Below are 22,997 nucleotides of genomic sequence, written 5' to 3'. Positions count from 1 at the left end.
TCTTGCTATAAGTGTTCAGGTGGCGTTTCGGCCTCTTGCCTCAGGTCGTCGGCCTGAAATAGCGGATATCCCAAATATTGCCGTGTCGCTCTTCAGCCAGCACGGCGCGCACGCGCATGCCGACCTTCACCGCCTCGGGCGCGACTTCGCCGAGGTAGTGAACGAGTGCGGTGTCTGCGCCGTCGAGCTTGACCAGACCGACCACATAGGGAAGGGGCATTTGCTGGAGCATGCCGGGCTCGCGCACGATGGTGAAGGCCGTGAGCGTGCCGGTATCACCTGCATCCACCCATTCGTCCAACTCGGCGAAACATTCGGGGCAGCTCATGCGTGGTGGCAGGTAGCTACGGGCGCAGGCCGTGCAGCGGGTGGCCGTGATGCGGCCCTCGTCGCGCAGCGCGGCGAAGAACTGGCCGTTGATCCGGCCCACGTCGTAGTTGATGTCGCAGTACAGCACCGGCTGGCGCAGGACCATGGGCTCGGCGGCTTCGAGTTCAGCTGGATACATCGTTATTCTCCTGTCGGCACCCAATGCAGGATGTCGGTCATCAGACCCTTGCGTTCGTCACGCGGACGGTAGATCGCGCGCACGCGCATGCCGTTGCGTAACTGGCTGGCGTCGGCCTCGCCGATGAAATGCCAGAGGAAGCCGCTGGTGCGGCCTGGTGAATCGACCATCAGTTGGCCGACCGTGTAGTGGCCCTTTTGCACCGAAAGGTCGTTGGTGTCGATGAAGGGCATGTTGAAGGTCATGAAGCCGGCGACTGTCGCTTCGGGCCCCATCTCCACCCAGTTGGGGTCCTTGATGTTCTCGCCGTGGCAGACCGTGCATACCGCCTGGGGCGGCAGCATGCTGAAGCCGCAGTGGCGACAGACGATGCCGATCAGCCGGCCGTTGTCGCGCATCTCGCGCGCGAAGCGGCCATTGAACAGGCCCACCGGGTAGTCCATCGAGAAGTACGTGCGCAACCGCGTCGGTGGCACAGGCTTGTGCGTGGTATCGCTCATGGCTTGTCCTTGGAGAGAAGTAGCAGCGGGGTCCAGCCGGTGCCGCCGAACCCGGTGGCGATGCCCAGCCGGGGCTCGCGCGGCACCTGGTGCGCGCCGGCGTCGCCGCGGATCTGCAGCGCCAGTTCGCCGAAGCGCTGGGTCGTGGAGGGCACGCCACCGTTGGTGCAGGTGACGCCGCCGGAGGGATTGATCGGCAGCACGCCATCGATGGCTGTGGCGCCGCTGGCGGCCATCCGCCATGCCTGATTGGGCTCCGCCAGACCCATGGTTTCCATCCACACCAGCTCGGCCCAGGTGCAGGGCTCGTACATCTCGACCACGTCCAGCTGCTGAGCGGGTCTAGTGATGCCATTGCGCTTGTAGAGAATCTCGCAGGCCTTTTGCAGACTGGGCAGCACGCAGCGCTCCTTGGGTGCGATGAAGTCCTGCAGGGCAGACCAATGCTGCGCGGAATGGATGCTCACGACGTCCTGCACCCAGACCGGCTTGTCGGTGATCTGGTCCACCACATCCTCGCTGGCGAAGATGATCGAGGCAGAGCCTTCGGTGATCGGACACATGTGCAGCTGGCGCATGGGCGCCGTCAGCATCGGGGATTGCATCACCTGCTCGACGCTGAGGCGCTCGCGCAGATGGGCGTAGGGGTTACGAGCGGCGTTTTCGGAGGCCTTGACGCGCGCGATGGCCACCGCTTCCTCGGGGCAGCCCGAGAGCTTGGCGTAGGCCGCGGCCATCAACGACAGCGTGCCGACCGCGCCGATGGCGCACCATTTCTCGGTGAGCGCGTGCACGCCTGAGGAGATGCCAGCCTGCAGGAAGGGGCCGCGCGGCATCACGTCGCTCGGCGGGCCGACGAACTTCGAGGTGGTGGAGATCATGGCCACGTCGCAAGCGCCCGCAGCTACATGGTGGATGGCTGATATCGCAGCCGAGCCGCCGACGGTGCCGCCGGTTTCGATCTTGACCAGGGGTTTGCGGTAGTGGCCGACGAAATCGGCCAGCTCCATTTCCGATTCGGCAGTACCGGAAACCCAGTCGATGTCGCCGAGGACAATCTCTTCGACCTGCTTCATCGTGATCCGGGCATCCGCGAGCGCGCGGCGCACGGCCTGGTTGGCCAACTCCGCCTTTGTCAGCGGGCTGTGGGCGGTCATTTCGGTCTGGCCGAAGCCGACGATGGCGACGCGGCGCTTCATGGATTGACTCCCAGAATCATTACTTGGTGGAATTGCCCGGCGGGGCCGGAAGCGAGGTGTGCGAGGCCGGTGCGGGCACGGCCCACCTGGCGCTTGCCGGCTTCGCCGCGCAGTTGCAGCACAATTTCGGCGACCCGCGCCATGCCGATGGTGGTGTGGCTGGTGCCGGAGAGAGCACCGCCGGAGAGATTGACCGGCTGCAGCCCATCGTGGCCGCTGACGCCGGACTCCAGCCAGCGAGGACCTTCGCCCGCTGCGCACAGTCCCAGCCCCTCGTAGGCCATCAGTTCCTGGTAGGCAAACTCGTCGGTGACCTCCAGCAGGTCGATGTCGGTGCGCGGGTTGTCGATACCGGCCATACGGTAGGCCTTCTTGGCCGCCATGGTCAGCACTTCTGAGTCGGCGAGATCACGATCCCCCAGGAAATAGCCGTCGCAGCAGTTGGCCAGGCCCTTGATCCAGACCGGCTTGTCCGTCAACTGTCGGGCGCGCTGCTCATTGGCCAGCAGCATCACGATGGCGCTGTCGCCTTGCGGACGCGACTGCAGCGTGGTGATCGGGTCAGCCAGCATCCTCGCACCAAGCACATCGGCGATGCTGAAGTCGCCCTCGCGCAAGGCCAGGGGATTGTTGCGGGCGTTGCCGAGATTCTTGACCGAGATCGCAGCGAGCTGCTCCGGCGTGATGCCGTACTTGTGCGCATAGCGCTGTACCTGGAGCGCGGCGGCCTGTACGTTGTCCAGGCCCAAGGGCCGGCAGAAGAAGGGGTCGAACACCTTGTTCTCGATGGCATTGCCACCACTGGCCGCCGTCGAATCCTGGCCGACCGCGACCACGAGCACGGTCTCGAATTCTCCCGAGGCGATTTGCCAGAAGGCTTCAAGTACGCCGACGGCACCGTCCTGGTCCACTTTCTCGTCAGGCCGAAGATTGGCACCCGCCACATCGACGATCAGCGACGCAGAGAACGGGCGTGCGATGCGCGAGTGCTCATGGCAGATCAGACTCGCGTCGATGCCACCCTTCTCGTAGGCCGGCAGGAAGCGCAGGCCGGTTTCCTGCAGCACCGGCCGGATTGCCCGGTAGGCCAGCTCTTCGGGTGAGTACGCCCGCTTCTCGCTGTAGTTGACTTGTGCCATCGACACGATGGCTACACGGTTGGACATGTTCATCCTCTCTGGGTTGATCGGGCCCGGCCCTCGACGAGACAGGTCACGGGCAGTCGGAAGGCGCAGGTGCGCCGGCGAAGCGGTCCGCCATCCAGTCCAGGGCGAGCGGATAGCCCAACAGCATCCCGGTCGCGTGCTCGGTGATGCCGATGGTTCGGAAGCTCACCTTCGCCCCGCCGGCGCACCATGCGGTGAAGGTCTTCTTCGTGTTCTCGTAGGGCACAAGCTCGTCGAGCAGGCCGGCGTAGACGAGCGCGGGCACCGCCGGCGTGGCGGTGCCGGTGCGCTGCTGCAGGAAGCGCGCCTTCCAGTCGGAACGCGTCAAGATGCCCGGCCCGTCGACGAGCACCGCATCTCCCAGTCCCGGATAGCTGGCCGCCATGGCGAGCAGGCACTTGTTATTGCGCGCCTCGGCGATGATCGAGCGGCCATAGGGAGTCAGGATGGTGTCGAGGCTCAGCTCGGGATAGGCAGCGTTCAGTCCGATCAGCAGGTACGGGATTGCACCGCCGAAGAGGCCGCCGTTGTTGGCCGCGTACAGGCCATCAATGCTCGACGGCCCGGCGCCCGAGGCCACACCCTTGACCTTCAACGCTGGCGCATAGCTCGGCTGCAGCTCGGCAGCGATGGCCGAGGCGTGCCCGCCCTGCGAGTAGCCGACGAGGCCGACCGGTGCCTGGGCCGACAAGTTCGCCCCGCCCAGTTGTTGGGCCGCGATCACTGCATCGAGCATGGCCCGACCCGCAGGCGCCGCGACGCCATAGGTGTGGTCGCCCGGCGTGCCGAGGCCCTGGTAGTCGGTCATGGCGATGGCCCAACCGCGGGCCAGCGTCCAGCCGATGGGGCCGGCGATCGCCTCGTACTCGGTGCCGACGGCGAGTTGGTGCGACGGGGCGCAGCGGTCCGCAATGCCCTGCGTGCCCGACGCCCATCCGACGATCGGTCGCGGCGAAGACTGGAACCATGGCAGCCACGGCACCATCACGTTCCCAGTGACGGCGACGGCGTTGCCGTTGACGTCGGTCGACTTGTACATGATCTGCCAACCCCAGGCGGGCAGTCCCAGCGGCACATAGGCGCGCGAACGGATGAGTGTGCCGTGCGGCCCCTCGGGCAACGGCGACGGCGGCGCGTAGAAGGGGGCACCCGCCGGGTCCTGCAGCGGGCCAGCTACCGCGGTGGCCGACGCACCCAGGCAGAGCATCAGCGCGGCCATCCATCGGCCCAGCATCCGACCCAGCATCCGGCCCAGCGACCGGACGCGTCGAACCACCGGCAGATTCATCAAGCGATTCATTCTTTGTCTCCTGTTGTGTTGTTCTTCAGTGCCAAGGGCCGGCGAGTAACGGGCCTCAGACGCCCCGGAAGGCCGGCGCGCGCTTCTCGCCGTAGGCTGCGAGCCCTTCGCTAAAATCATGGGAGCGTGTGTGCTGCAGGCATTCGAGCAACTCGTCGCGCAACGCCAAGTCGAGCGGCTGATCCAGGGCGCGCTCGGCGATGGTCTTCATGCGGCGCAGAACCAGAGGGCTCTTGCCGGCCATGCGGGCCGCCAGAGCGGCAACCGCCGGCTGCAGCTCAGAATCGGCCACCACCTCGTTCAACAAACCCCAGGCCTGCATCTGCGCGGCACTCATCAAGTCGCCGGTGAACAACAACTGTTTTGCACGTGGCAGGCCGATCCGGCGCGGGAGGACCGCCGCACCTCCGCCGCCGGGGAACACACCGTAGTTCGCGTGGCCGTCGCCGATCTTCGCGCTCGCCGCGCCCACGAGAAAGTCGCAGCACATCGCCAGCTCGAGACCCCCGGCGACCGTCAGGCCGTTCATCGCGCCGATGACCGGCTTGGGCATATTGCGTAACTGCGAGAGCGTGGACAGGGTCAGGTCGGAGAAGTTCGGCTCGCCCGGGGCGGCATCGATGGCGCCGCGCAGGGCCTTCAGATCGGCGCCGGCGCAGAAGGCCCGGCCTGCGCCAGTCAGCACGAGCACCTTCTGCGAAGCGTCGGCCGCGACCTCCGTCAGCGCCGCCGACAGCTCCTGCAGCATTCGCAAGTTCACCGAATTGAGTTCAGCGGGACGGTTGAGCGTGATCCATGCGACGGACTCCCGCTGCTCGTGGATGATGGTCTGGTAGGTCATTGCGGTCTGTCTCCTTGCATGGACGCGTCGCAATGGTGCGACGCCCCCCTCCCGGGCGCACCCCTCGTGTTGAGGGGCGGGTTGCAGCGGAGAGCGTTCCGAGGAGGCGCTCCCTAAAATCCCTCGTGCAAGGAGCCCGCCTTTTGCCGCTCGACCACCTTCTCATTCCGACCAAGTTCGCGCCGCCGCGCATCAGCCCGCAATCGACCGCGCGGACCCGCCTGCTGGCGCGGCTTCGCGAAGCGCGCGACTGCCGGCTTGCGCTGGTGTGCGGCAGCGCGGGCTTCGGCAAGACAACGCTGCTGGCGCAGTGGCGCCAGGAACTGCTGAAAGCCGGCGAGCAGGTGTCGTGGCTCTCGCTGTCGCAGGAGGAGCAGCAATTTCCACAGTTCCGCGCCTACCTCCTGGGCGCGCTGCAGCAGGCCGGCTTGGCCGTTGAAGACAGCACCGCCCTGCCTTCCGAGGCACGCGCCGAGCTGCCAGTGGCGCAGACCGTCGCCACCATCGTCGATGCGGCCTGTCAGTCGAGCAAGGCCCTCTACCTCTTCATCGACGACTACCACCATGTCGACGACCCGCTGACGCATGCGTTGATACAGGGCCTGCTGGACCACTGTCCCGAGGAGATGCACCTGGTCCTCGCATCGCGCACCTCGCCGCCGCTTGCTGTGAGTCGCATGCGCCTCACCGGCGAGCTGAGCGAAATCGCCCTCGCAGACCTGCCATTCGATTTCCATGAGACGCAGGACTTTCTGGCCAAACAGCTCGGCGAAGTTACGCCCGACGACGCGCGCCTGATCCACGACATCACTGACGGCTGGCCCCTGTGCGTGCAGATGATCTGCATCCGACTCAAGCGCGCGTCGGGCAACCGCGCGCTGCTATCACAACTGGTGCACCACCGCGGCGACCTGCAACGCTACCTGTCGGAGGACGTGGTGCGCGACCTGGCGCCCGAACTCGTTGACTTCATCGAGAAAATCTCGATCTGCCGGCGCTTCAATGCCGACCTGGTCCACTACGTCACGGAGAGCCCGCAGGCCCGGGCTCTGCTTGATCAGTTGGAGCGCGAAAACCTCTTGCTCCTACCCGTCGAGATCGACAGTCCCACGCCGTGGTATCGCCTGCATCCGCTGTTCGCCAGCTTCCTGCAGGAGCGCCTTTCAGCGCGCGATCCGCAGCAGGTGCGCGCGGCTCATGCGCGCGCGAGCCATTGGTTCGAGGCACACGGCTCGTTGATCGAGGCCCTGCGGCACGCCTACCACGCGGACGATCTCGAGGCCGCAGCTCGGCTGGTGGAGCGCGCTGACCTGCCGGTGCGCAGCATGAGCTTCATCAGCACGCTGCAACGCTGGATGAGTCAGCTCTCGGCCGAGGTGCTGATGGCCCACCCCCGGCTGCTCGTGCTCGGTTGCTGGGCGCTTGTCGCCACTTGCCGATGGAGAGATGCGCAGGCCTGGCTCGATCGGCTGCAGCAAGGTCAAGCAATGCTGGCCCCCGAGTTCGCCCTGCACGCACGCTACCTGCGCGCCAGTATCGCGCTTCAGCGCGATGACACCAGTGCCGCGTTGGCGCTGATCGCGCCTTCGGACTTCGATGCCTTGCAGGAACGGTTCCTGCGCCAGGCCCACCTAGCCATACTCAGCTTTGCGTATTGTGCGGAAGGCCGCTACGCCGACGCACGGAGCCTGCACCGCAACCTCGCACGCCTGTCGCGTGCAGAGTTGTTGGACGACATGGCGCTAGTGGCCGAGTCGACCTTGCTACTTAGCCATCTACTGGAGGGCTCCAACACGGAGGCGATCCGGATTGCCGGGCCGCTGGTTGTGCGCTCCGAGGACGCGCACGGCCGCCGCTCGGTGTCTGCCGTGAACTGCGCGGCTTTCGCCGCCGATGCGTACTACGAAGCTGATCGCCTCGCCGAGGCGCGCGACGTGCTCGCCCACCGCCTCGATCTGCTGCGCTTCTCGTCCCCGGAGCCGATGGTGCGCGCCCTCATCGCGCGTAACCGGCTGGCGGGCGTGCAACTGTCACCACTAGAAACGCTCCAGGGTCTGGCCGAAGACGAATCCCAATATCGCGACCAAGCGCTCGATCGCCCATTGGCGTATGTGCTGGCCGAGCAGGCGCGCCTACATCTGCGGCTTGGCCGCCAGGAGATCGCGCAGCAGATACAGGCCGAGCTCGATGCGCTGGCTGAACGCCATCGCGGCGCCGCGGGTTTCCTTGCCGAAATCGACGCTATTGCCGCGCTGGCGGCGGCGCGCCTCGCTCTAGCCGAAGGCCACGGGGACGCGGCATTGCCTGCGCTCGGGCGCCTGCGGCAGCACGGCGTCACGTTCGCCCGCCAAAAGAGCGTGGTGCTGGCCGACCTACTGTCAGGCTGCGCCTTCGATCAGATGGGGCGCGAGGCGGAATCGAGACACGGGCTAATGGTCGGCATTGAGGCCGCGCTGCGTTTGGGTCTGGTGCGCACCGTGTTGGACGAAGGCGAAGCCCTGCATGTTCTACTCAGGAAACTGGTGACGACGCTGGAGGCCGGCGACACCCGGGATTACCTCGCCGACCTGCTGCAGCGAGCCGATGCCGCGCGCACATCCCGACTACCCTTGCGAGAGGCTGCGGTGCAGGACCAAAACATGAAGCCGCGCGAGATCGAGATCCTGCAACTGCTCGGTCAATCGATGTCCAACAAGCGGATCGCGCTGACCCTGAATATCACGCTCGAAACCGTAAAGTGGAACCTGAAGAGCATCTTCGGCAAGCTTGGCGTCCCGAGCCGGTACGACGCGGTGATGGTGGCACGCAAGCGCGGACTGATCGACTGAGTCGCTTGCCGCAGGCTCCACTCGAAAAGAGGGGTGATCGCTTTTCTGGCGCACACCAGAATCTTCGGCGCAGTCCAGAGGTCGGACTGCTCCACACGAAAGATGTCGTATGGCAGAAGAAGAGCGCGCTGTGCCTGCCCCCGAAATGCTGCCGAGCGACGAAGAGCGGGAGATGTTGCGCGAAAGCCTGCGCCGTCTGCTTGAACGGCTCTGGCCCGCCGAGCGCGCCGTAGCGCTGGCTGCCGACACGCAAGCGATTGCGTCGATCTGGCACGCACTGGCGGAACAGGGTGTGGCAAGCCTGGGCCGCGATCCGCTCGAAGGCGGTCTGCGCGAGATTACTGTGGCGCTGGAAGAACTGGGGCGTGCGGGCTGTCCCGCGCCGCTGGTCGGCGCCGTGCTTGTGAATATTGTGCTTTCGCCGCTGCGAAGCAGTTCGCAGGAAACGGATGCGTTGCTGGACGCGCTCCATCGGGGCGACGCCACTATCGCCTTCGCCCTGGGCAGCTTTGACGGCGATCCGTGCGCTGGCACGCTTCGGTGGAACAGTGATCGGTTGCAAGGGTGCGTGGACTTTGCCGAGGGCTGTGCGACAGCCACTCACGTGCTCGTGCTGGCCGACCAAGGTCCATTGCTGGTAGTTGTGCCGCGCGGTGCACCGGGTCTGGCCATCGAGGAAACGCCGGGTCTGGCGATCCCGCCCTTGGCTCGGCTGACCTTCGACTGCGTGGCCGCAGTCCCTTTGGCCATTTCGCAGCAACTGGCCGAGGATCTCCACCAGATCGCAGGGCTGGCCTTGCTGGCGCGCAGTCTAGGTGCTGCACAGCGCGGCTTCGACATGGCGGTCGAATATGCGAAGGAACGCCGTCAGTTCGGCCAACCGATCGGCCGCTTCCAGGCACTTCAGCACAAGCTCGCGAACGCTCTGATGAGCCTGGAGGCTGCGAGGCTATTGCTGAACAACGCGGCCCGCAGCTACGACTTCGGCATGGACAACTGGCGTGTGCTCGGCGCGAGCGCGCGCGCTTTTGCCGGCCCTGCTCTGCGCCGGCTGGCGCTGGAGGTGCACCACACCTTCGGTGCCGTCGGCTACTCGGAAGAACATGAGGCACCTCGGCATTTCCGGCGAATTCATGCCGACCTGGCACGCCTGGGTGGGGTGCGCCGTGCCCGGGAGCAATTGGCCCAGGCGCTGCTCGACCAGGGGCAGGCACTTCCAGAACAGGACCTGGGGACTGCGGGCAATGCATTTCGCGTGGAAGTGCGCGACTGGCTGAAGGACAACTGGGTGCCCGAAAGCCGGGAAGACGAGATTGACCGACCGTACGAAGAATGGGGCTACGACACCAGGTTCACCGCATTGCTGGGCCGCAAAGGATGGAACAGTCTGAGTTGGCCCAGCGCCTACGGCGGCGAAGGCCGCACGCCCCGCGAGCAATTGGCTTTCATGGAAGAAATTCAGCGCGTTGGCGCGCCGATGGGTGGCCGTGGGGACATCCAGGCTCATGCCCTGATGTCGTTCGGCACGCCAGCGCAGAAGGCTGAGTTCCTTCCCAAGCTCGCTCGCGGGGAAATCACCTTCTGCCTAGGCTACAGCGAACCCGGCTCGGGCTCCGACCTCGCCTCGATGCAGACCACCGCCGAGCGCGACGGCGACGAATGGGTGATCAACGGACAGAAAATCTGGACCACGGCCGCAGAGAAAGCCGACTACATGTGGCTAGCGGCGCGCACCGATCGGACTGCGCAGCGGCCGCACGCCGGCATCAGCCTCTTCATCGTGCCAATGAAGACTCCGGGTCTCACGGTGCGCCCGTCGATGGCCATGTACGGGCACACTTTCTGCCAAGAATTCCTCGACAACGTGCGAGTATCTGCACATGCGCTTGTCGGTGAGGTCAACCAAGGTTGGACGATCCTCACCTCCGCATTGGCCACCGAGCGAATGATGATGGGCAGTTTCATCGCTAACGCGCGTGCCGAATTCGAATGCTTGGTCCGATGCGTGCGCGAGGTCGACGACAGCCTGCAATCAGGCCGTACCGATGGTGCCGTTCGTGATCGCATTGGAGCGCTCGCCGCCCAGGTCGAGGCCGGACGGCAGTTGTTCATGAACAGTATTGAAATGGCGGAGAAAGGCAAGGCCCCGATCCATGAAGCCGCCATGAGCAAGGCGTACACCGGCGAACTGATGGAGCAGTTGGGGCAAGTCTCGCTCGATATTCTGGGCGCTGCGGCGACGCTATCCAAGGGGGCGCATGGCGCGGTCGCCGCGGGCCGGTTCGAGCAACTGCTGCGTTTTTCGATCGTGACCGTGATCGGCGGTGGCACGGCGGAGATTCAGCGGAACTTGATCGCTCTGCATGGGTTGGGATTGCCGCGCTCCTGATCGGGGCTCGCTACTCTTGGGAAAAAAAAGACCATTACGGATCTACCCGTCTTCCCCCCGAGCTGCACGCGGTTGAGAAAGCGACCACTTGATTGGGACCCCACCGAGGCAAGGTGTTTCTGAGAGAGAGAGAGAGAGAGAGAGAAAATTCGCCCTCATCTAGCTTTCATAAAAGAAGCGCACAGGCCGCCCACGGGCAAAGATGTGATCAATCCGAAACTTCATTCGGCGGCTCCCAAGAATGAGCGCTTACTAGCGGCCTATGCACTTTCCGTGAACTTCCGTTCCTGGTTGATAGTACCCGTCGAGCGAGGCCGGGGGATGCCGGCAGCCGCTGCATACCTGCCTCTCGCAGGGATGAACTATTGACCTGAGTGCAGCACGTTTCTACTGGTTGCTTTGCGCTCTCAACTTCCGATAACCAGGCGTTTACGTGCCTATCGTTATCGTCGGTTGGGCAATAGGTTCGTCGTTGGCGCGAAAGTGGTTTTTCTCAGAGGCGCCTTGATGGGACAGGGCGTGGCCCAACAGGCCGACATACGGAACGTCGCCCGCGTTGGGCGGCTGCTTCAGACTGGTTGCTGACACTCAACCCGGCCCACCTGAGTGTCCGCTTCCACTTGTGTTGCAGTCCCAGCCTGGCTTCTTCAGAACGAGCGCGGCAGACCGAGCAGATGTTCCGCGACATACGCGAGGATCAGGTTGGTCGAGATCGGCGCCACCTGGTAGAGCCGGGTCTCCCGGAATTTGCGTTCGACGTCGTACTCGTTGGCAAAGCCGAAACCGCCATGAAACTGCAGGCACGCATTGGCGGCCTCCCAGCTGGCCTTGGCGGCCAGGTACTTCGCCATGTTCGCTTCCGCGCCGCAAGGCTGTCGGGCGTCGAAAAGCTCGCAGGCACGCCAGCGCATGAGGTCGGCGGCTTCCACTTCGATGTGGCTCTCGGCAATCGGGAATTGCACGCCCTGGTTCTGACCGATCGGGCGGCCGAACACGACACGGTCCTTCACATACCCGGTCACGCGGTCAATGAACCATTTGCCGTCGCCGATGCATTCCGCGGCAATCAGCGTGCGCTCTGCGTTGAGCCCGTCGAGGATGTAGCGGAAGCCCTGGCCTTCCTCGCCGATCAGGTGGTCCGCCGGAATCTCCAGGTTTTCGATGAACAGCTCATTGGTCTCGTGGTTCACCATGTTCGCGATCGGCTGTACGGTCAGGCCGTTGCCGATGGCCTTGTGCAGGTCAACCAGAAAGATCGACATGCCTTCGGATTTTTTCTTCACCTCGGCCAGCGGCGTGGTGCGCGCCAAGAGGATCATCAGGTCGGAGTGCTGCACGCGCGAGATCCACACCTTCTGCCCGTTGACGACATAGGTGTCGCCCTTGCGCACGGCGGTGGTCTTGATCTTCGTGGTGTCGGTGCCGGTGGTGGGCTCGGTCACGCCCATCGACTGAAGCCGCAGCTCGCCGCTGGCGATCCTCGGCAGGTAGCGGCTCTTCTGCGCCTCGCTGCCGTGGCGCAGCAGCGTGCCCATGTTGTACATCTGGCCGTGGCAGGCGCCGGAGTTGCCGCCGCAGCGGTTGATCTCCTCCATGATCACCGAGGCTTCCGCGAGCCCGAGGCCGGAACCGCCGTAGGACTGCGGGATCAGCGCTGCCAGCCAGCCCGCGGCAGTCAGCGCATCGACAAAGGCTTCGGGGTAGGCGCGTTGCTCGTCGATCTTGCGGTGGTATTCGTCGGGAAACTCGGCGCACAGCGCGCGCACGGCGTCACGGATGTCCTGGTAGTTGTCGGAAGAGCGGTTCATGGTGTATCTCGATGGCAGGGTGAGTGGGGCATCGGCCGCGCGAGCGCGCGCATCCCTTGCGGCCACGAGGGCGCAATGAACGACCGATGCAGGGAACGGAAAGAAGCGAAGGGGGCCGGGCGGCCCCGGGGTGTCAGGCGGGCGCCGTCATCAGTGGGATGAGTTCGCGCACGTCAGGCAGTTCCTCGAGCCGGCGCAGTGCCGAATCCAGTGTTTCGGCCTGTGACGGCGGCAGCCGCGGCTTGATCGAGGCGCAGCAGGCCATGAACTTGGCCTGCTGATCGGGTGCGGGCAGCGGCCGGCCGGGGCTGCCGAGAAAGTGCGGCACGGCCAGCCGCAGCGTGTCGCCCCGTTTGAGCACCACCTCGACCACTTGCGGGCCCAGGGCGTTCGGGTTGGGATTGCCGTCGTCCAGCACCTCGACCCGGCGTGCCAGCTCGAAGGTGCGTGCGTCGTTCAACGCGGGCGGGTCGAAGGCCTCGATGCCCACCCGACCCTTGCGCAGTGCCGTTGCCACCACGTAGCCCATGCTGAGCTTGGCGCTGGCCGAGTCCATGCCAGGCTGCGCCGGCCGCCCCACGAGTCGCGCGATCAGCGCCGAGGCATGCACGCGCACGGTTTCCACGTCGTCCGCACCGAAGCCGTGCGTGGCCATGAGATCGACGACCGCATCGACGCCCGCATGGGTCGCGCGGCCGGTAGGGTAGGGCTTGTGGCTCATGCGCGCGATCTGGAAGACCTGGCCGACGTCGTTCGCCACGTCGGCCCAGCGCGACTGGCCGAAGTCATAGAGCGCGAAGTAGCCGAACGGGCCCTCCAGGATGTCTCGCGGTCCCGGGAAGCCGGCACGCGCCAGTTCGAAGGCGGTGACGGCTGCGCGTGCATTCAGTCCCACCTGCAGGCCGACCGCGGGCGAGCCCTCGGCATGGGCCTGCATGGTGCCGGAGAGGTGGCTGTACATGAGGCCGAGCGCGTTGTGCATCGTGTCGGCGTCCATGCCGGCGAGCTTGCACAGTGCGGCCGTGGCGCCGAGGCCGCCGCACATGGCAGGGCGGAAGAAGCGCATCGGCGCACGCTGCGCCAGAGCGACGTAGATGGCCACGTCGAGTCCCAGCGTCACGGCCGTGATCAACGCCTTGCCCGAGACGCCGCCTTCGCGTTGGGCATAGCCGAGCGCGGCTGGCACGATGCAGGCGAAGGCATGGACCACGGCGACGTCGTGCACCGCATCGAACTCCTGGTTGAACACCTGGTAGGCATTGAGCATCACGGCCGATGGGAACGGCAGCTTCTCACCGCTGCCCCAGACCGTGACGGCGTCGCCGTCGCCCAGGGACTGCGCTGCCTGCTTGAGCGCCGGCATGCGCGGATGGCGCGAGCCGGAAATGCCGACGCCGATGGTGTCGTAGATGAACATCCGCGCCGCATTCACCGCTTCGGGTGGCAGGGAGTCGAAATCGCGCGAGCGCACGTGGGCGATGAGGGTGTCGATGGCGTTCATTGAGGCATCGGGACAAAGGGGACGTCGCCGGACCGGGCAACGAGCGGCGCCGGCGCGGGGACCTGCGCGGCGTACCAGTCATGGAGGGACGAACCCGTGACCACCCGCACCATCGGGTGCGCGAGCAGCAGGTCCAGCATGGCTTCGAAATCGCCGATGCGGTGGGGCACGCCCATCAGGTGCGGATGCAGCCCGATGGCCAGCACCCGGGGCTGGCCGAGGCGGGCGACCTCGCGCGCAAAGACCTCCAGGGTGCGTTCGAGTCGCAGCTTCATTTCGGGCGAGGAGTGCTTCTCGACCGCATAGATCACCGAATCATTGACCTCCAGCATGTAGGGCAGGGCCATCAGCGAACGGTGCTCGGTTTGCATCCAGCACGGCAAGTCGTCCAGGCACCAGTCGAACACATGGTCGATGCCGGCGGCGGCGAGGATGTCGGGTGTGTCCGCCGCTTCGCGCAGCCCGGGCGAGAGCCAGCCGCGCGGACGGACGCCGGTGAAGGCGGCGATGCGGTCGAGCGACTTCACGATGGCTTCCGCCTGGGCGTGCCCGTCGAGTTGCGCCAGCGACTGCTGCTGCACCCCGTGGCCGATGAATTCCCAGCCGGCCTCCAGGATGGCCTGCGCGGCGCTCGGGTGCGAATCGATCACGGAGGCGTTGAGGCTGGCGGACGCGCGCAATCCGCGGCTGCGCAGCGCCTCGATCATGCGTGGCAGCCCGCAGCGCAGGCCGTATTCGGCCCAGCTGAAGTTCGGCACGTCGGGCACCGTCTCCTTGCCGTGCGGCGGCGTCAGCAGCGTGCGCGGCATGGGGCGGTCGAAAGGCCAGTGCTCCACGTTCACGACGATGTGCGCGAGGATGTGGCCGCCGTCCAGCGGCATCAACGGCGGGCGCTCGGACGAGAGTTGAAAGGGGACGCGGGGATTGCTCATGACGGGTTCTCTTGCAGGGTGGCGGTCATCGGTTCAGCTCCCTTCGAAATGCGGCGCGCGTCGCTCGGCAAATGCAGCCTGGCCCTCGGCGTAGTCCCGGCTGGCGAAGCATTGGCGCACCATCGCGTCGATCGCTTCCCGGGCTTGCGCTGTCGGGGGCTCCAGCGTAGCGAGAATCGCGGCCTTTGCGGCCCGCAAGGCCAGCGGCGCGTTCTGGGCGATCAGCGCCACGCGTGACGCCACTTCGGCGTCGAAGATCTCGGCGTCGATGCAGTCGTTGACCAGGCCCAGGCGCATCGCCTCGGGGGCGTGGAGGCTGCGCGCCGTGTAGAACAGGTCGAAGGTAGCCGGTGCGCCCAGCAATCTCACCAGCCGCTGCATGCCCTCGAACGCGTAGCCCAGGCCGATGCGCGCGGCCGGCATGCGAAAGCGCGCGCTCGACGCGGCGAAGCGAAGGTCGCAGGCGAGGGCGATGCCCATGCCGCCGCCCATGCAGATGCCCTGGATGCGCGCCACTGTCGGCTTGGCGCATTCGGCCAGCACGCGCTGGGCGGTCGCCACCGCATGGTCGTAGGTGGCCACGGCGTCGGTGCCGCTGCGCTGTTGCGCAAACTCGCTGATGTCGGCGCCCGAGACGAAAGCGGCGTCGCCTTCACCGGTGACGACAATCACGCGCACGGCGCGGTCGTCGGCCAGCGCCTGTACGGCTTCGGCGAGCTGCTGCCACATGGCCAGCGTCATCGCGTTGTGTTTGCGCGCATGGCTGATCACCAGGGTCCCGACCCCCGCTGCGGTCTCGGCCCGGATGTGTCCTTCGCTCATACCGCGGCCTTCGCTTGCAGCTGTTCGATGTCGGAAGGCGTGTAGCCGATCTCGGTCAGCATCTCGGTGGTGTGCTCGCCCCAGGCCGGGGCGGCGTGCGCGATGCGCGCTGGCGTGCGCGCCAGCGTGATGGGCTGCGACACCAGCCGGTAGCGCCGGCCATTGCCCGCTTCCACATCCTGCGCGATGCCCAGGTGGTTCACCTGGGCGTCCTCGAAGACCTGCGGAATCGAATAGACGGGGCCCGCGGGCACGCCGGCGCGGTTCAGCAGTTCGACCCAGTGCGCAACCGTCTGGCTCTTGAAGACCTCGGCCAGGGCTTCGTTGAGTGCCAGCCGGTGTTCGACGCGCAGCTTCTCGGTGGCGAATTCGGGCACCGCTCTCAGCTGCGGAGCCTGCAGGCATTCGCACAACCGCACCCAGTTGCCTTCGCCCGACGCGCCGAGATTGAACACGCCGTCGCTCGCCTGGAAGAGGCCCATCGGGCTGCTCGTCGGGTGGTCGTTGCCTGCCTGGGCGGGCACGTCGCCGTCGTTGAGGTAGCGCGCGGCCTGGAAGTCCATCAGCGCCACCTGCGCGTGCAGCAGCGAGCCGTGCACCCATTGCCCCTGCCCGGAACGCTCGCGCTCCAGCAGCGCGATCAGGATGCCCGCTGCTGCATAGACGCCGGTGCCCGAATCGGCCACCGCGAGACCGGCGCGCACGGGGCCCTGTGCCGGGAAGCCCGTGACCGACATCAACCCGCCCATGCCCTGGATGATCTGGTCGAAGCCCGGGCGCCAGGCATAGGGACCGTCCTGGCCGAAGCCCGAGATGCTCGCGAGGATGATCCGGGGATTGACCGCGCGCAGCGCCTCGTAGTCGATGCCCAGTCGCGCCTTGACGTCGGGGCGCCAGTTTTCCACCACCACGTCGGCTGTTTTCACCAGCCGCATGAAGGCCTCGAGCCCTTCCGGCTTCTTGAGGTTCAGCGTCATCGATCGCTTGTTGCGGTTGAGGTTCTGGAAGTCGCCGCCCCAGCGGTCGGCTGCGAACATCGCCTCGTTCGGGTCTACACCCGCCGGGGGCTCGATGCGGATCACGTCGGCGCCGAAATCCGCAAGGATGCGCACGCATGTGGGGCCGGCGCGAACACGCGACAGGTCGAGCACGCGAAAGCGTGCGAGGGCAGGGGAGGCGTTGATCTTGGGCATGGTTTCTCCGTGGGAAGTCAATGAAGCGGGGTGCTGGCGCGATGGGCGGTGCGCGGCGCGGGAACGGAAGGAGCGCCTGTCGACGCGGCGAACTGGTGCCCGAAGGCCAGCAGCTCGGCCTCGGCGCCCGGCGCACCGATGGCCTGGATGCAAACGGGCCGGCCGCGCGCGTCGGTGCCGATCGGGAACGACAACGCAGGGAGTCCGAGGTAGTTCACGAAGGCGTGGTACCGGTGCAGTGCGACCAGTTCGCGCGGGTCGAAGCGGTCGGAGGTGGTGGTCACCGCTTGTGCATCGGGCACGCCGCGCGGCAGCGAAGGCAACAGCAGCACGTCGGCTTGCGCAAGGTGCCCGGCGACGAAGGCGTCGCGCCAGCCCGCGCGGGATTGGCAGGCGTGCCGGTACCAGGCGGCCGGGACGGCCCAGCCCGGCAGGAGGATTGCCTGCGTGATCGGCGCCAGCGAGCCGAATGCGTGGCGCACGCTGTGCGCATGCGTGGCCGCGGCCTCGACGTGGAGCACGATCTGGGCAAGACTCGACAGTTCGTCGAGTCCACGCAAGGACGCACGATGCCATGCCACCGCGTGCGAGGTGGCGCGAGATTCGAATGCCCCGAGCCGGCTTGCAACATCGTCGCGCAGGTCGGGCTGGTCCAGTGCCGACGCCACGCGCCAGCGGCGGTGGCGCGACAGGTCTTCCTCGATGCCTTCCAGGCTGAGCAGACGCTGCGCCATCGGCGCCTCGTCGGGCAGCAGCGCCGCGAACACATGGGCCGCATCCGACACCGAGCGCGCCACCACGCCGACGGTGTCCAGCGACGGCGCGAGCTGCGACACGCCACCCGCATCGATCACGTCGGCGCCGGGCTTGAATCCGACCACGCCGCAGGTGGATGCGGGAATGCGCACCGACCCCGCGGTGTCCGTCCCCAGCGAGGCCCGGCACAAGCCGGCAGCCACCGCCACGGCCGAGCCGCTGGATGACCCGCCGACCGCCGCCGCCGGGTCCAGCGGATTCAGCGGTGCGGGAAAGTGCGGGTTCTCCGCGGTGGCGCCGCAAGCGTACTCCGCCATCACAAGGGCGCCGAGGTAGGTCGCGCCATGCTCGGAGAGGCGTCGCAACGGGGCGGAAGGAGGGCTGGTCACCGCATCGGCCGCAGCGCCTTCCGGTCGTCCTTGCCCTGCGGCGCGCAGCCCTGTGCCGAACACGTCCTTGTGCGCCATCGCGATGCCGGAGAGCGGCGCATGCGCGACCGGCCGGCTGTCCGTCGCGCGCTCGACCACGCAGTGATGGACGGCAGCACCGCGCTCGAAGGCGTCGCGCTGCAAAGCCAGCGCTTCGTCGGCCGAGCTGGCGCCCGTGGCAATCGACCGGCGCAGCGCGGCGATGGAGGGCATGCCCGCATCACTCATGCGCGAGCTCCACGGGGCGGATGTCGAACGGCGGTGTGGTGCCGGCGGCCAGGCGGCTCGTCATGGGCGCCAGCCGTGCCAACGTGCGCGCCGCGCGGACCTGAAGTCCGGGTGCGGCATCGATGCCATGCAACTGCAGGCTCAGCATGACCCATGTCTTCCATGGCTCGAGGGTGGGGTCGGTCAAAGCGGTCTCCTGGCACCGTGCGCTCTCTCTGGAGCAGGTAAAATTAAAAGATGGATGAGGTCTATAAATATATTTATAACTCACAAAAATGTTTTATTCAATCGTTGTTTTACGGGAGCTCGCCCCATGAAAACCGCTGAACGCATCCGCCTTGCGGTCGAGGAGTCCATCCGCGACGGCACGCTCCTGCCCGGAGACACGGTGGACGAACAGGCGCTGATGACGGCCTACGAGGTTTCGCGCACGCCGGTGCGCGAGGCGCTGCTTCAGCTGCAGGCCCAGGGCCTGGTGGAAAGCCTGCCGCGTGGCGGCATGGTCGTCGCGAAGATGGACATGACCCAGCTGCTGGCCATGTGGGAGCTGCTGGCCGAGCTCGAGGGCCTGTGCGTGCGGCTGGCCTGTGAGCGCATGACGCCCGAAGAGCGGCTCGACCTCGCCAAGTCGCACGAGCGCGCCGCCGCCGCGGTCAAGAAAGAAGACGTCAAGGCCTGGCAGGAGCACAACAGGCGCTTCCACGAGGCGCTCTACCAGGGGGCGCGCAATCCCTACCTGCGCCAGGAAATCCTGCGGATGCGTTCGCAGACGGGCGCCTACAGGCGCCACGCCTTTGCCGCGTTCGGGCGCCTCAAGTCGTCATGGGAGCAGCATTCCAAGCTGCTCGACGCGATTCAACGGCGCGATGCCAGGGCGGCGGCCGAACTGATGGTCGAGCACATGAGCCCCGGCCAGGGCTCGACCAACTTCGCGTCGTTCATGGCGGCGCTACCGAAGGAACTGATGGGGTGAGCGGCGGCAACTGCTGCTTCAGGAAGGTGACCAGCGCGTGCACCTTCAGCATCAGGTGGTCGCGCGTCGGGTAGACCGCAAAGAGGCGCCGAGGCGGCGCCACGTAGGCGTCGAGCGCGGTCTGCAACGAGCCATCGGCCAGTGCATCCTTCACCATCACCGACGGCACCAGGCCCAGCCCGACGCCCCGGCGCATCGCGTCGATCAGCAGCAGGCTGTTGTCGGCGCGGAACGTGCCGCTCACCCGCACACGTGCGCGCCCGTCCGGTCCGTCGAACACCCATTCATCGCGGTCGTCGCCCAACAGGTACTGCAGGCAGTTGTGGCCCGACAGGTGGGCGGGTGTCGTGGGCCGGCCATGGCGCTCCCAGTAGGAGGGCGCGGCGCACACCACGCGGGCCAGGTCCATCAGCGGCCTGGCCACCAGGCTCGAATCTTCCAGCCGCGCCTGGCCGCGCAGCGCGACGTCGATGCCTTCGCGTACCAGATCGACCGGCCGGTCGTTCAGCCGCATCTCGAGCTCGATGCCCGGGTGTTGCGCCTGGAACGCATGCAGATGCACGTGGAGATGCGACAGCGTGAGCGACACCGGCGCGGCCACGACCAGCCGCCCGGTCAACCCGCGGCTCACCGAACGGACATCGGTCAGCGTGCGCTCGGTGTCTGCCAGTGTCCGCTGGCAGAAGCTGTAGAAGCGCTCGCCGGCTTCGGTGAGCTGCATGCTGCGCGTGGTTCGCGCGAGCAGGCGGCAATCGGTCCAGGCTTCCAGCGACTGGATGGCCTTCGTGACGACCGAGTTCGAGAGGTTCAGCGCGCGGGCGCCAGCGGCCAGGCTGCCCTGCTCGACGACGCGGCAAAAGTACTGCATGGCAGCGTAGCGATCCATGGCGCCGAGCGTACCAGCCGACGAGGCCAACGCAGCACGCGCGAGCGTCTCAGCGCCGCAGCGGGATGGCGATGGGGCGCATCGGTGCAGCGTCGCCGCCACGCAGCTTGAGCGACGCACCGATGAACGCGAACTCGTAGACGCGGTCCTTGGCGAGCGCTTCCAGGTTGACCAGCTCGATGATCGGCGCGCCCTGTTGCGCGAGCAGGTAGGTGTGCACCGGCACGTAGTTGTCGTCGGCGTCGGGCGGGAAGGTCTCGAAGCTCAGGTTGTCTGCACCCACGACCATCGCGCCACCCGACTCCACGAGAAAGCGCGCGGCATCCACGCTCATGCCCGGCGGCGAATCCATGTAGGCGTCGGCCTTGTCGTAGAGCTTCATGCGGCCGGTGCGGATCAGGACCACGTCGCCTGTCTCCAGCTTCACGCGCTGCTTGTCGAGCGTCTCCTGCAGATCGGCCCGGGTGACGCGGTAGCCGGGCGCCAGCATCTCGACGCCCTTGGCGGCAGCAACGTCGATCAGGACCCCGCGGGCCACGATCGGCGGGATGGTCTCGGCGCCGGTCTTCTTCCAGCCGCGGTCGCCCAGGTGTTCGCGCGCCTCGAAGCCGTTCCAGATCTTGCCGTCGAGGCCGAAATGGTTGAGCGCGTCGATGTGCGTGCCCATGTGGGTGTACATCGAGATGGCCGCGCCGGTGTAGCTCACGTGCTTGTTCTGCGTGTGGCCGACGCCCATCGGGTCATCGACCACGGTGCCGTGCGGCGTGTGCGTCATCCAGATCTGGTAGCGCGGGTCGCCGATGCCGTGCCAGCTCGGCATGCCGACGAAGTACTCGACCGACAGGTCGTACACACGCGCACCGTCCGCGCGGGAAAGCACCTGGGCCTTGGTGCTCGCGGTCATGAGGTTCAGTCGGCCGAGTTCGTCGTTCGGGCCCCACGGGCTCTTGCCCACGACGGGGGCTGCGAAGGCGAGGGTGACGCTCATTGCGCCCCACACAGACGCCGCGGCGCCGATCCTGCGTATCCATTGCGACATTGAAAACTGCTCCATTTCGTTCGGTTGCTTGGTTGGCTTGGCACGCACTGCGCGGTGCCAGGTGCTGACCTTAGGAGGAACGAAGTCGCGCGGAAACCGTGCCGGCGGCAAAGGTCCTTTCTCGATTCGCGAACGATGAAACCGGCGGAGACAGATCCCACGGAGGGTAACTACCAATGTGCGGTGGAATGTCTATAAATATATTTATAAACATTATGCGTACACCATGAAGGGCTGGCGCATTCCTGGAGTTCTGCCATTGAAGAAAAAGGAAACTGCTGTGGAAGCTACCTCTGTCTCATCCCTCGCGCGGCCTTCGGCCGGCGCCCATGTTCCCTCGGATCACGACCGCATGCACCGCAAGATCGCATGGCGGCTGGTGCCGTTCCTGGTGTTCCTGTTCCTGCTGGCGTGGATCGACCGCGTCAACGTGGGCTTCGCCAAGTTGCAGATGCTGCAGGACCTGCAGTTCAGCGAAGCGGTCTACGGGCTGGGCGCCGGCATCTTCTTCATCGGCTACTTCCTGTTCGAGGTGCCGAGCAACCTGCTGCTGCAGAAGATCGGTGCGCGCAAGACGCTCGCGCGCATCACGATCCTCTGGGGCCTCACGTCGATGGCGATGATCTACGTGGAAACGCCCACGTCCTTCTATGTGCTGCGCTTCCTGCTCGGCGCATTCGAGGCCGGCTTTTTCCCGGGCGTGATGCTGTACCTGACGTACTGGGTGCCGGCGCATCGCCGCGGCAAGATCAACGGCCTCTTCATGACCTCGTTTGCCATCGCGGGCGTCGTCGGCGGGCCGCTCGCGGGACTGATCATGAGCGGCATGGAAGGCGTCGCGCCGTTTCGAAACTGGCAGTGGCTCTTCTTGCTCGAAGGCATTCCTTCGGTGCTTGCCGGCTTCGCGGTGCTGGCCTGGCTGCCGGACCGGCCCCAATCCGCACGCTGGCTGACCGAGGCCGAGAAGCACGCGCTGGCCGCCGAACTGCAGAAGGAGAACGCCGACGCCCCCAAGCAATCGAGCTTCGGCCGGGCGTTGCGCAACCCCATGCTGTGGCTGTGCACCGCCGCCTATTTCTGCATCGTGAGCGGCAACGCCACCATTGCGTTCTGGACGCCCTCGATCGTCAAGGAGCTGGGCGTGAAGGGCACGCTGAACATCGGCCTGCTGTCGGCCATTCCGTTCATTCTGGGAACGGTCGCGATGGTGCTCAATGGCATGCATTCGGATGCCACCGGTGAGCGGCGGCGGCACTGCGCCTATGCGACGCTGATTGCCGGCGTCGGGCTCGTGGCCACCGGCGTGTTGATCGAGCAACCTGTGCTCGCCATGGTCGCGTTGAGCTTTGCGACCATCGGCATCCTCGCCGCCTTTCCCGTGTTCTGGTCGATCCCCGCTTCCTTTCTCACGGGCACCGCTGCGGCGGGTGGCATCGCTTTCATCAACTCGGTCGGCAACCTGGCGGGGTTCGCTGCGCCCTTCACGATGGGGTGGCTGAAGACGTCGACGGGAAGCGTGGCCGCGGGCCTCTATGCGGTCGCGGGACTGGAAATCATCGCGACGCTCGTGCTGTTGTATGCGATGCGCAATCGAGCACGCTAGACAGTGATGCATCGCTCCTTCTGGATCCTTGCCGTTGCACCGCGTGCGCCTTGTGAGTCAAAGAGCGTTGCCCTTCCGGGGCGGAAGAGACGGCCCC

The 22,997-nt window shown here is 66.3% G+C and carries 19 protein-coding genes; 4 read left to right on the top strand and 15 right to left on the bottom strand.

Annotated elements, in window-relative coordinates:
• Nucleotides 1–40: 40 nt before the first annotated feature.
• From VBO01S_RS01865 to VBO01S_RS01840, 6 genes are read right to left on the bottom strand one after another with little or no spacing between them, the layout of a single operon-like run.
• Nucleotides 41–508, bottom strand: coding sequence for a Zn-ribbon domain-containing OB-fold protein (locus VBO01S_RS01865; RefSeq protein ID WP_062469631.1), 468 nt, complete (start codon nucleotides 506–508; stop codon nucleotides 41–43).
• Between the two features lie 2 nt (nucleotides 509–510).
• The gene (locus VBO01S_RS01860) at nucleotides 511–1,008 is read right to left on the bottom strand and encodes a Zn-ribbon domain-containing OB-fold protein (protein ID WP_062469628.1); all 498 of its coding nucleotides are present in this window, start codon (nucleotides 1,006–1,008) and stop codon (nucleotides 511–513) included.
• Nucleotides 1,005–2,207, bottom strand: coding sequence for a thiolase C-terminal domain-containing protein (locus VBO01S_RS01855; protein WP_062469625.1), 1,203 nt, complete (start codon nucleotides 2,205–2,207; stop codon nucleotides 1,005–1,007). Before VBO01S_RS01855 ends, VBO01S_RS01860 begins: the two co-directional genes overlap by 4 nt.
• The gene (locus VBO01S_RS01850; protein WP_223301496.1) at nucleotides 2,204–3,373 is read right to left on the bottom strand and encodes a thiolase family protein; all 1,170 of its coding nucleotides are present in this window, start codon (nucleotides 3,371–3,373) and stop codon (nucleotides 2,204–2,206) included. Before VBO01S_RS01850 ends, VBO01S_RS01855 begins: the two co-directional genes overlap by 4 nt.
• Before the next feature lie 46 nt (nucleotides 3,374–3,419).
• Nucleotides 3,420–4,673: a lipase family protein gene (locus VBO01S_RS01845; RefSeq protein WP_169805016.1), complete on the bottom strand. Its 1,254-nt coding sequence runs from the start codon at nucleotides 4,671–4,673 to the stop codon at nucleotides 3,420–3,422.
• A gap of 55 nt (nucleotides 4,674–4,728) precedes the next feature.
• Nucleotides 4,729–5,514: an enoyl-CoA hydratase/isomerase family protein gene (locus VBO01S_RS01840; RefSeq protein ID WP_062469617.1), complete on the bottom strand. Its 786-nt coding sequence runs from the start codon at nucleotides 5,512–5,514 to the stop codon at nucleotides 4,729–4,731.
• Nucleotides 5,515–5,657: 143 nt separating this feature from the next.
• Here VBO01S_RS01840 and VBO01S_RS01835 point away from each other — a divergent pair, with 143 nt between their 5' ends.
• Together VBO01S_RS01835 and VBO01S_RS01830 are read left to right on the top strand one after the other, a co-directional pair.
• Entirely contained in the window at nucleotides 5,658–8,342 is a 2,685-nt protein-coding gene (locus VBO01S_RS01835) for a winged helix-turn-helix domain-containing protein (protein WP_062469614.1), read from the top strand.
• 109 nt (nucleotides 8,343–8,451) lie between these two features.
• The gene (locus VBO01S_RS01830; protein ID WP_082817936.1) at nucleotides 8,452–10,731 is read left to right on the top strand and encodes an acyl-CoA dehydrogenase family protein; all 2,280 of its coding nucleotides are present in this window, start codon (nucleotides 8,452–8,454) and stop codon (nucleotides 10,729–10,731) included.
• Nucleotides 10,732–11,378: 647 nt separating this feature from the next.
• On the opposite strand, the gene VBO01S_RS01825 is transcribed toward VBO01S_RS01830, so the two are convergent.
• The 7 genes from VBO01S_RS01825 to VBO01S_RS32190 form a co-directional block, all read right to left on the bottom strand.
• Nucleotides 11,379–12,539: an acyl-CoA dehydrogenase family protein gene (locus VBO01S_RS01825; RefSeq protein ID WP_062469608.1), complete on the bottom strand. Its 1,161-nt coding sequence runs from the start codon at nucleotides 12,537–12,539 to the stop codon at nucleotides 11,379–11,381.
• A gap of 133 nt (nucleotides 12,540–12,672) precedes the next feature.
• The gene (locus tag VBO01S_RS01820) at nucleotides 12,673–14,040 is read right to left on the bottom strand and encodes an MmgE/PrpD family protein (RefSeq protein ID WP_062469605.1); all 1,368 of its coding nucleotides are present in this window, start codon (nucleotides 14,038–14,040) and stop codon (nucleotides 12,673–12,675) included.
• On the bottom strand, nucleotides 14,037–14,972 hold the full coding sequence (locus tag VBO01S_RS01815) for a polysaccharide deacetylase family protein (protein WP_062469601.1): 936 nt from the start codon (nucleotides 14,970–14,972) through the stop codon (nucleotides 14,037–14,039). Before VBO01S_RS01815 ends, VBO01S_RS01820 begins: the two co-directional genes overlap by 4 nt.
• A 33-nt stretch (nucleotides 14,973–15,005) precedes the next feature.
• On the bottom strand, nucleotides 15,006–15,794 hold the full coding sequence (locus VBO01S_RS01810) for an enoyl-CoA hydratase (protein WP_062469598.1): 789 nt from the start codon (nucleotides 15,792–15,794) through the stop codon (nucleotides 15,006–15,008).
• Complete coding sequence (locus VBO01S_RS01805) at nucleotides 15,791–16,987, bottom strand: CaiB/BaiF CoA transferase family protein (RefSeq protein WP_062469596.1); 1,197 nt, start codon at nucleotides 16,985–16,987, stop codon at nucleotides 15,791–15,793. The genes VBO01S_RS01810 and VBO01S_RS01805 overlap by 4 nt, the downstream gene beginning before the upstream one ends.
• A 17-nt stretch (nucleotides 16,988–17,004) precedes the next feature.
• Complete coding sequence (locus VBO01S_RS01800) at nucleotides 17,005–18,384, bottom strand: amidase (RefSeq protein WP_062469593.1); 1,380 nt, start codon at nucleotides 18,382–18,384, stop codon at nucleotides 17,005–17,007.
• Between the two features lie 7 nt (nucleotides 18,385–18,391).
• On the bottom strand, nucleotides 18,392–18,586 hold the full coding sequence (locus VBO01S_RS32190; RefSeq protein ID WP_157627259.1) for a hypothetical protein: 195 nt from the start codon (nucleotides 18,584–18,586) through the stop codon (nucleotides 18,392–18,394).
• 126 nt (nucleotides 18,587–18,712) lie between these two features.
• On the opposite strand from VBO01S_RS32190, the gene VBO01S_RS01795 reads away from it, so the two are divergent.
• Complete coding sequence (locus VBO01S_RS01795) at nucleotides 18,713–19,372, top strand: GntR family transcriptional regulator (protein WP_062469590.1); 660 nt, start codon at nucleotides 18,713–18,715, stop codon at nucleotides 19,370–19,372.
• Here VBO01S_RS01795 and VBO01S_RS01790 read toward each other — a convergent pair.
• A complete protein-coding gene (locus VBO01S_RS01790; RefSeq protein ID WP_082817934.1) occupies nucleotides 19,338–20,258 on the bottom strand; it encodes a LysR family transcriptional regulator in 921 nt (306 codons plus the stop codon). The genes VBO01S_RS01795 and VBO01S_RS01790 overlap by 35 nt on opposite strands.
• 49 nt (nucleotides 20,259–20,307) lie before the next feature.
• Nucleotides 20,308–21,312 (bottom strand): cyclase family protein, encoded by a 1,005-nt coding sequence (locus VBO01S_RS01785; protein WP_062469584.1) that lies wholly within the window; start codon nucleotides 21,310–21,312, stop codon nucleotides 20,308–20,310.
• A gap of 337 nt (nucleotides 21,313–21,649) precedes the next feature.
• Here VBO01S_RS01785 and VBO01S_RS01780 point away from each other — a divergent pair, with 337 nt between their 5' ends.
• Nucleotides 21,650–22,900 (top strand): MFS transporter, encoded by a 1,251-nt coding sequence (locus VBO01S_RS01780; RefSeq protein ID WP_157627258.1) that lies wholly within the window; start codon nucleotides 21,650–21,652, stop codon nucleotides 22,898–22,900.
• The last annotated feature ends 97 nt before the right edge of the window (nucleotides 22,901–22,997 follow it).

It is taken from the genome of Variovorax boronicumulans NBRC 103145 (assembly GCF_001591345.1).
GTDB lineage: Bacteria > Pseudomonadota > Gammaproteobacteria > Burkholderiales > Burkholderiaceae_C > Variovorax > Variovorax boronicumulans.
The sequence above is the reverse complement of the archived record's forward strand: the minus strand, read 5'-3'. Positions and strand labels throughout refer to the sequence as shown.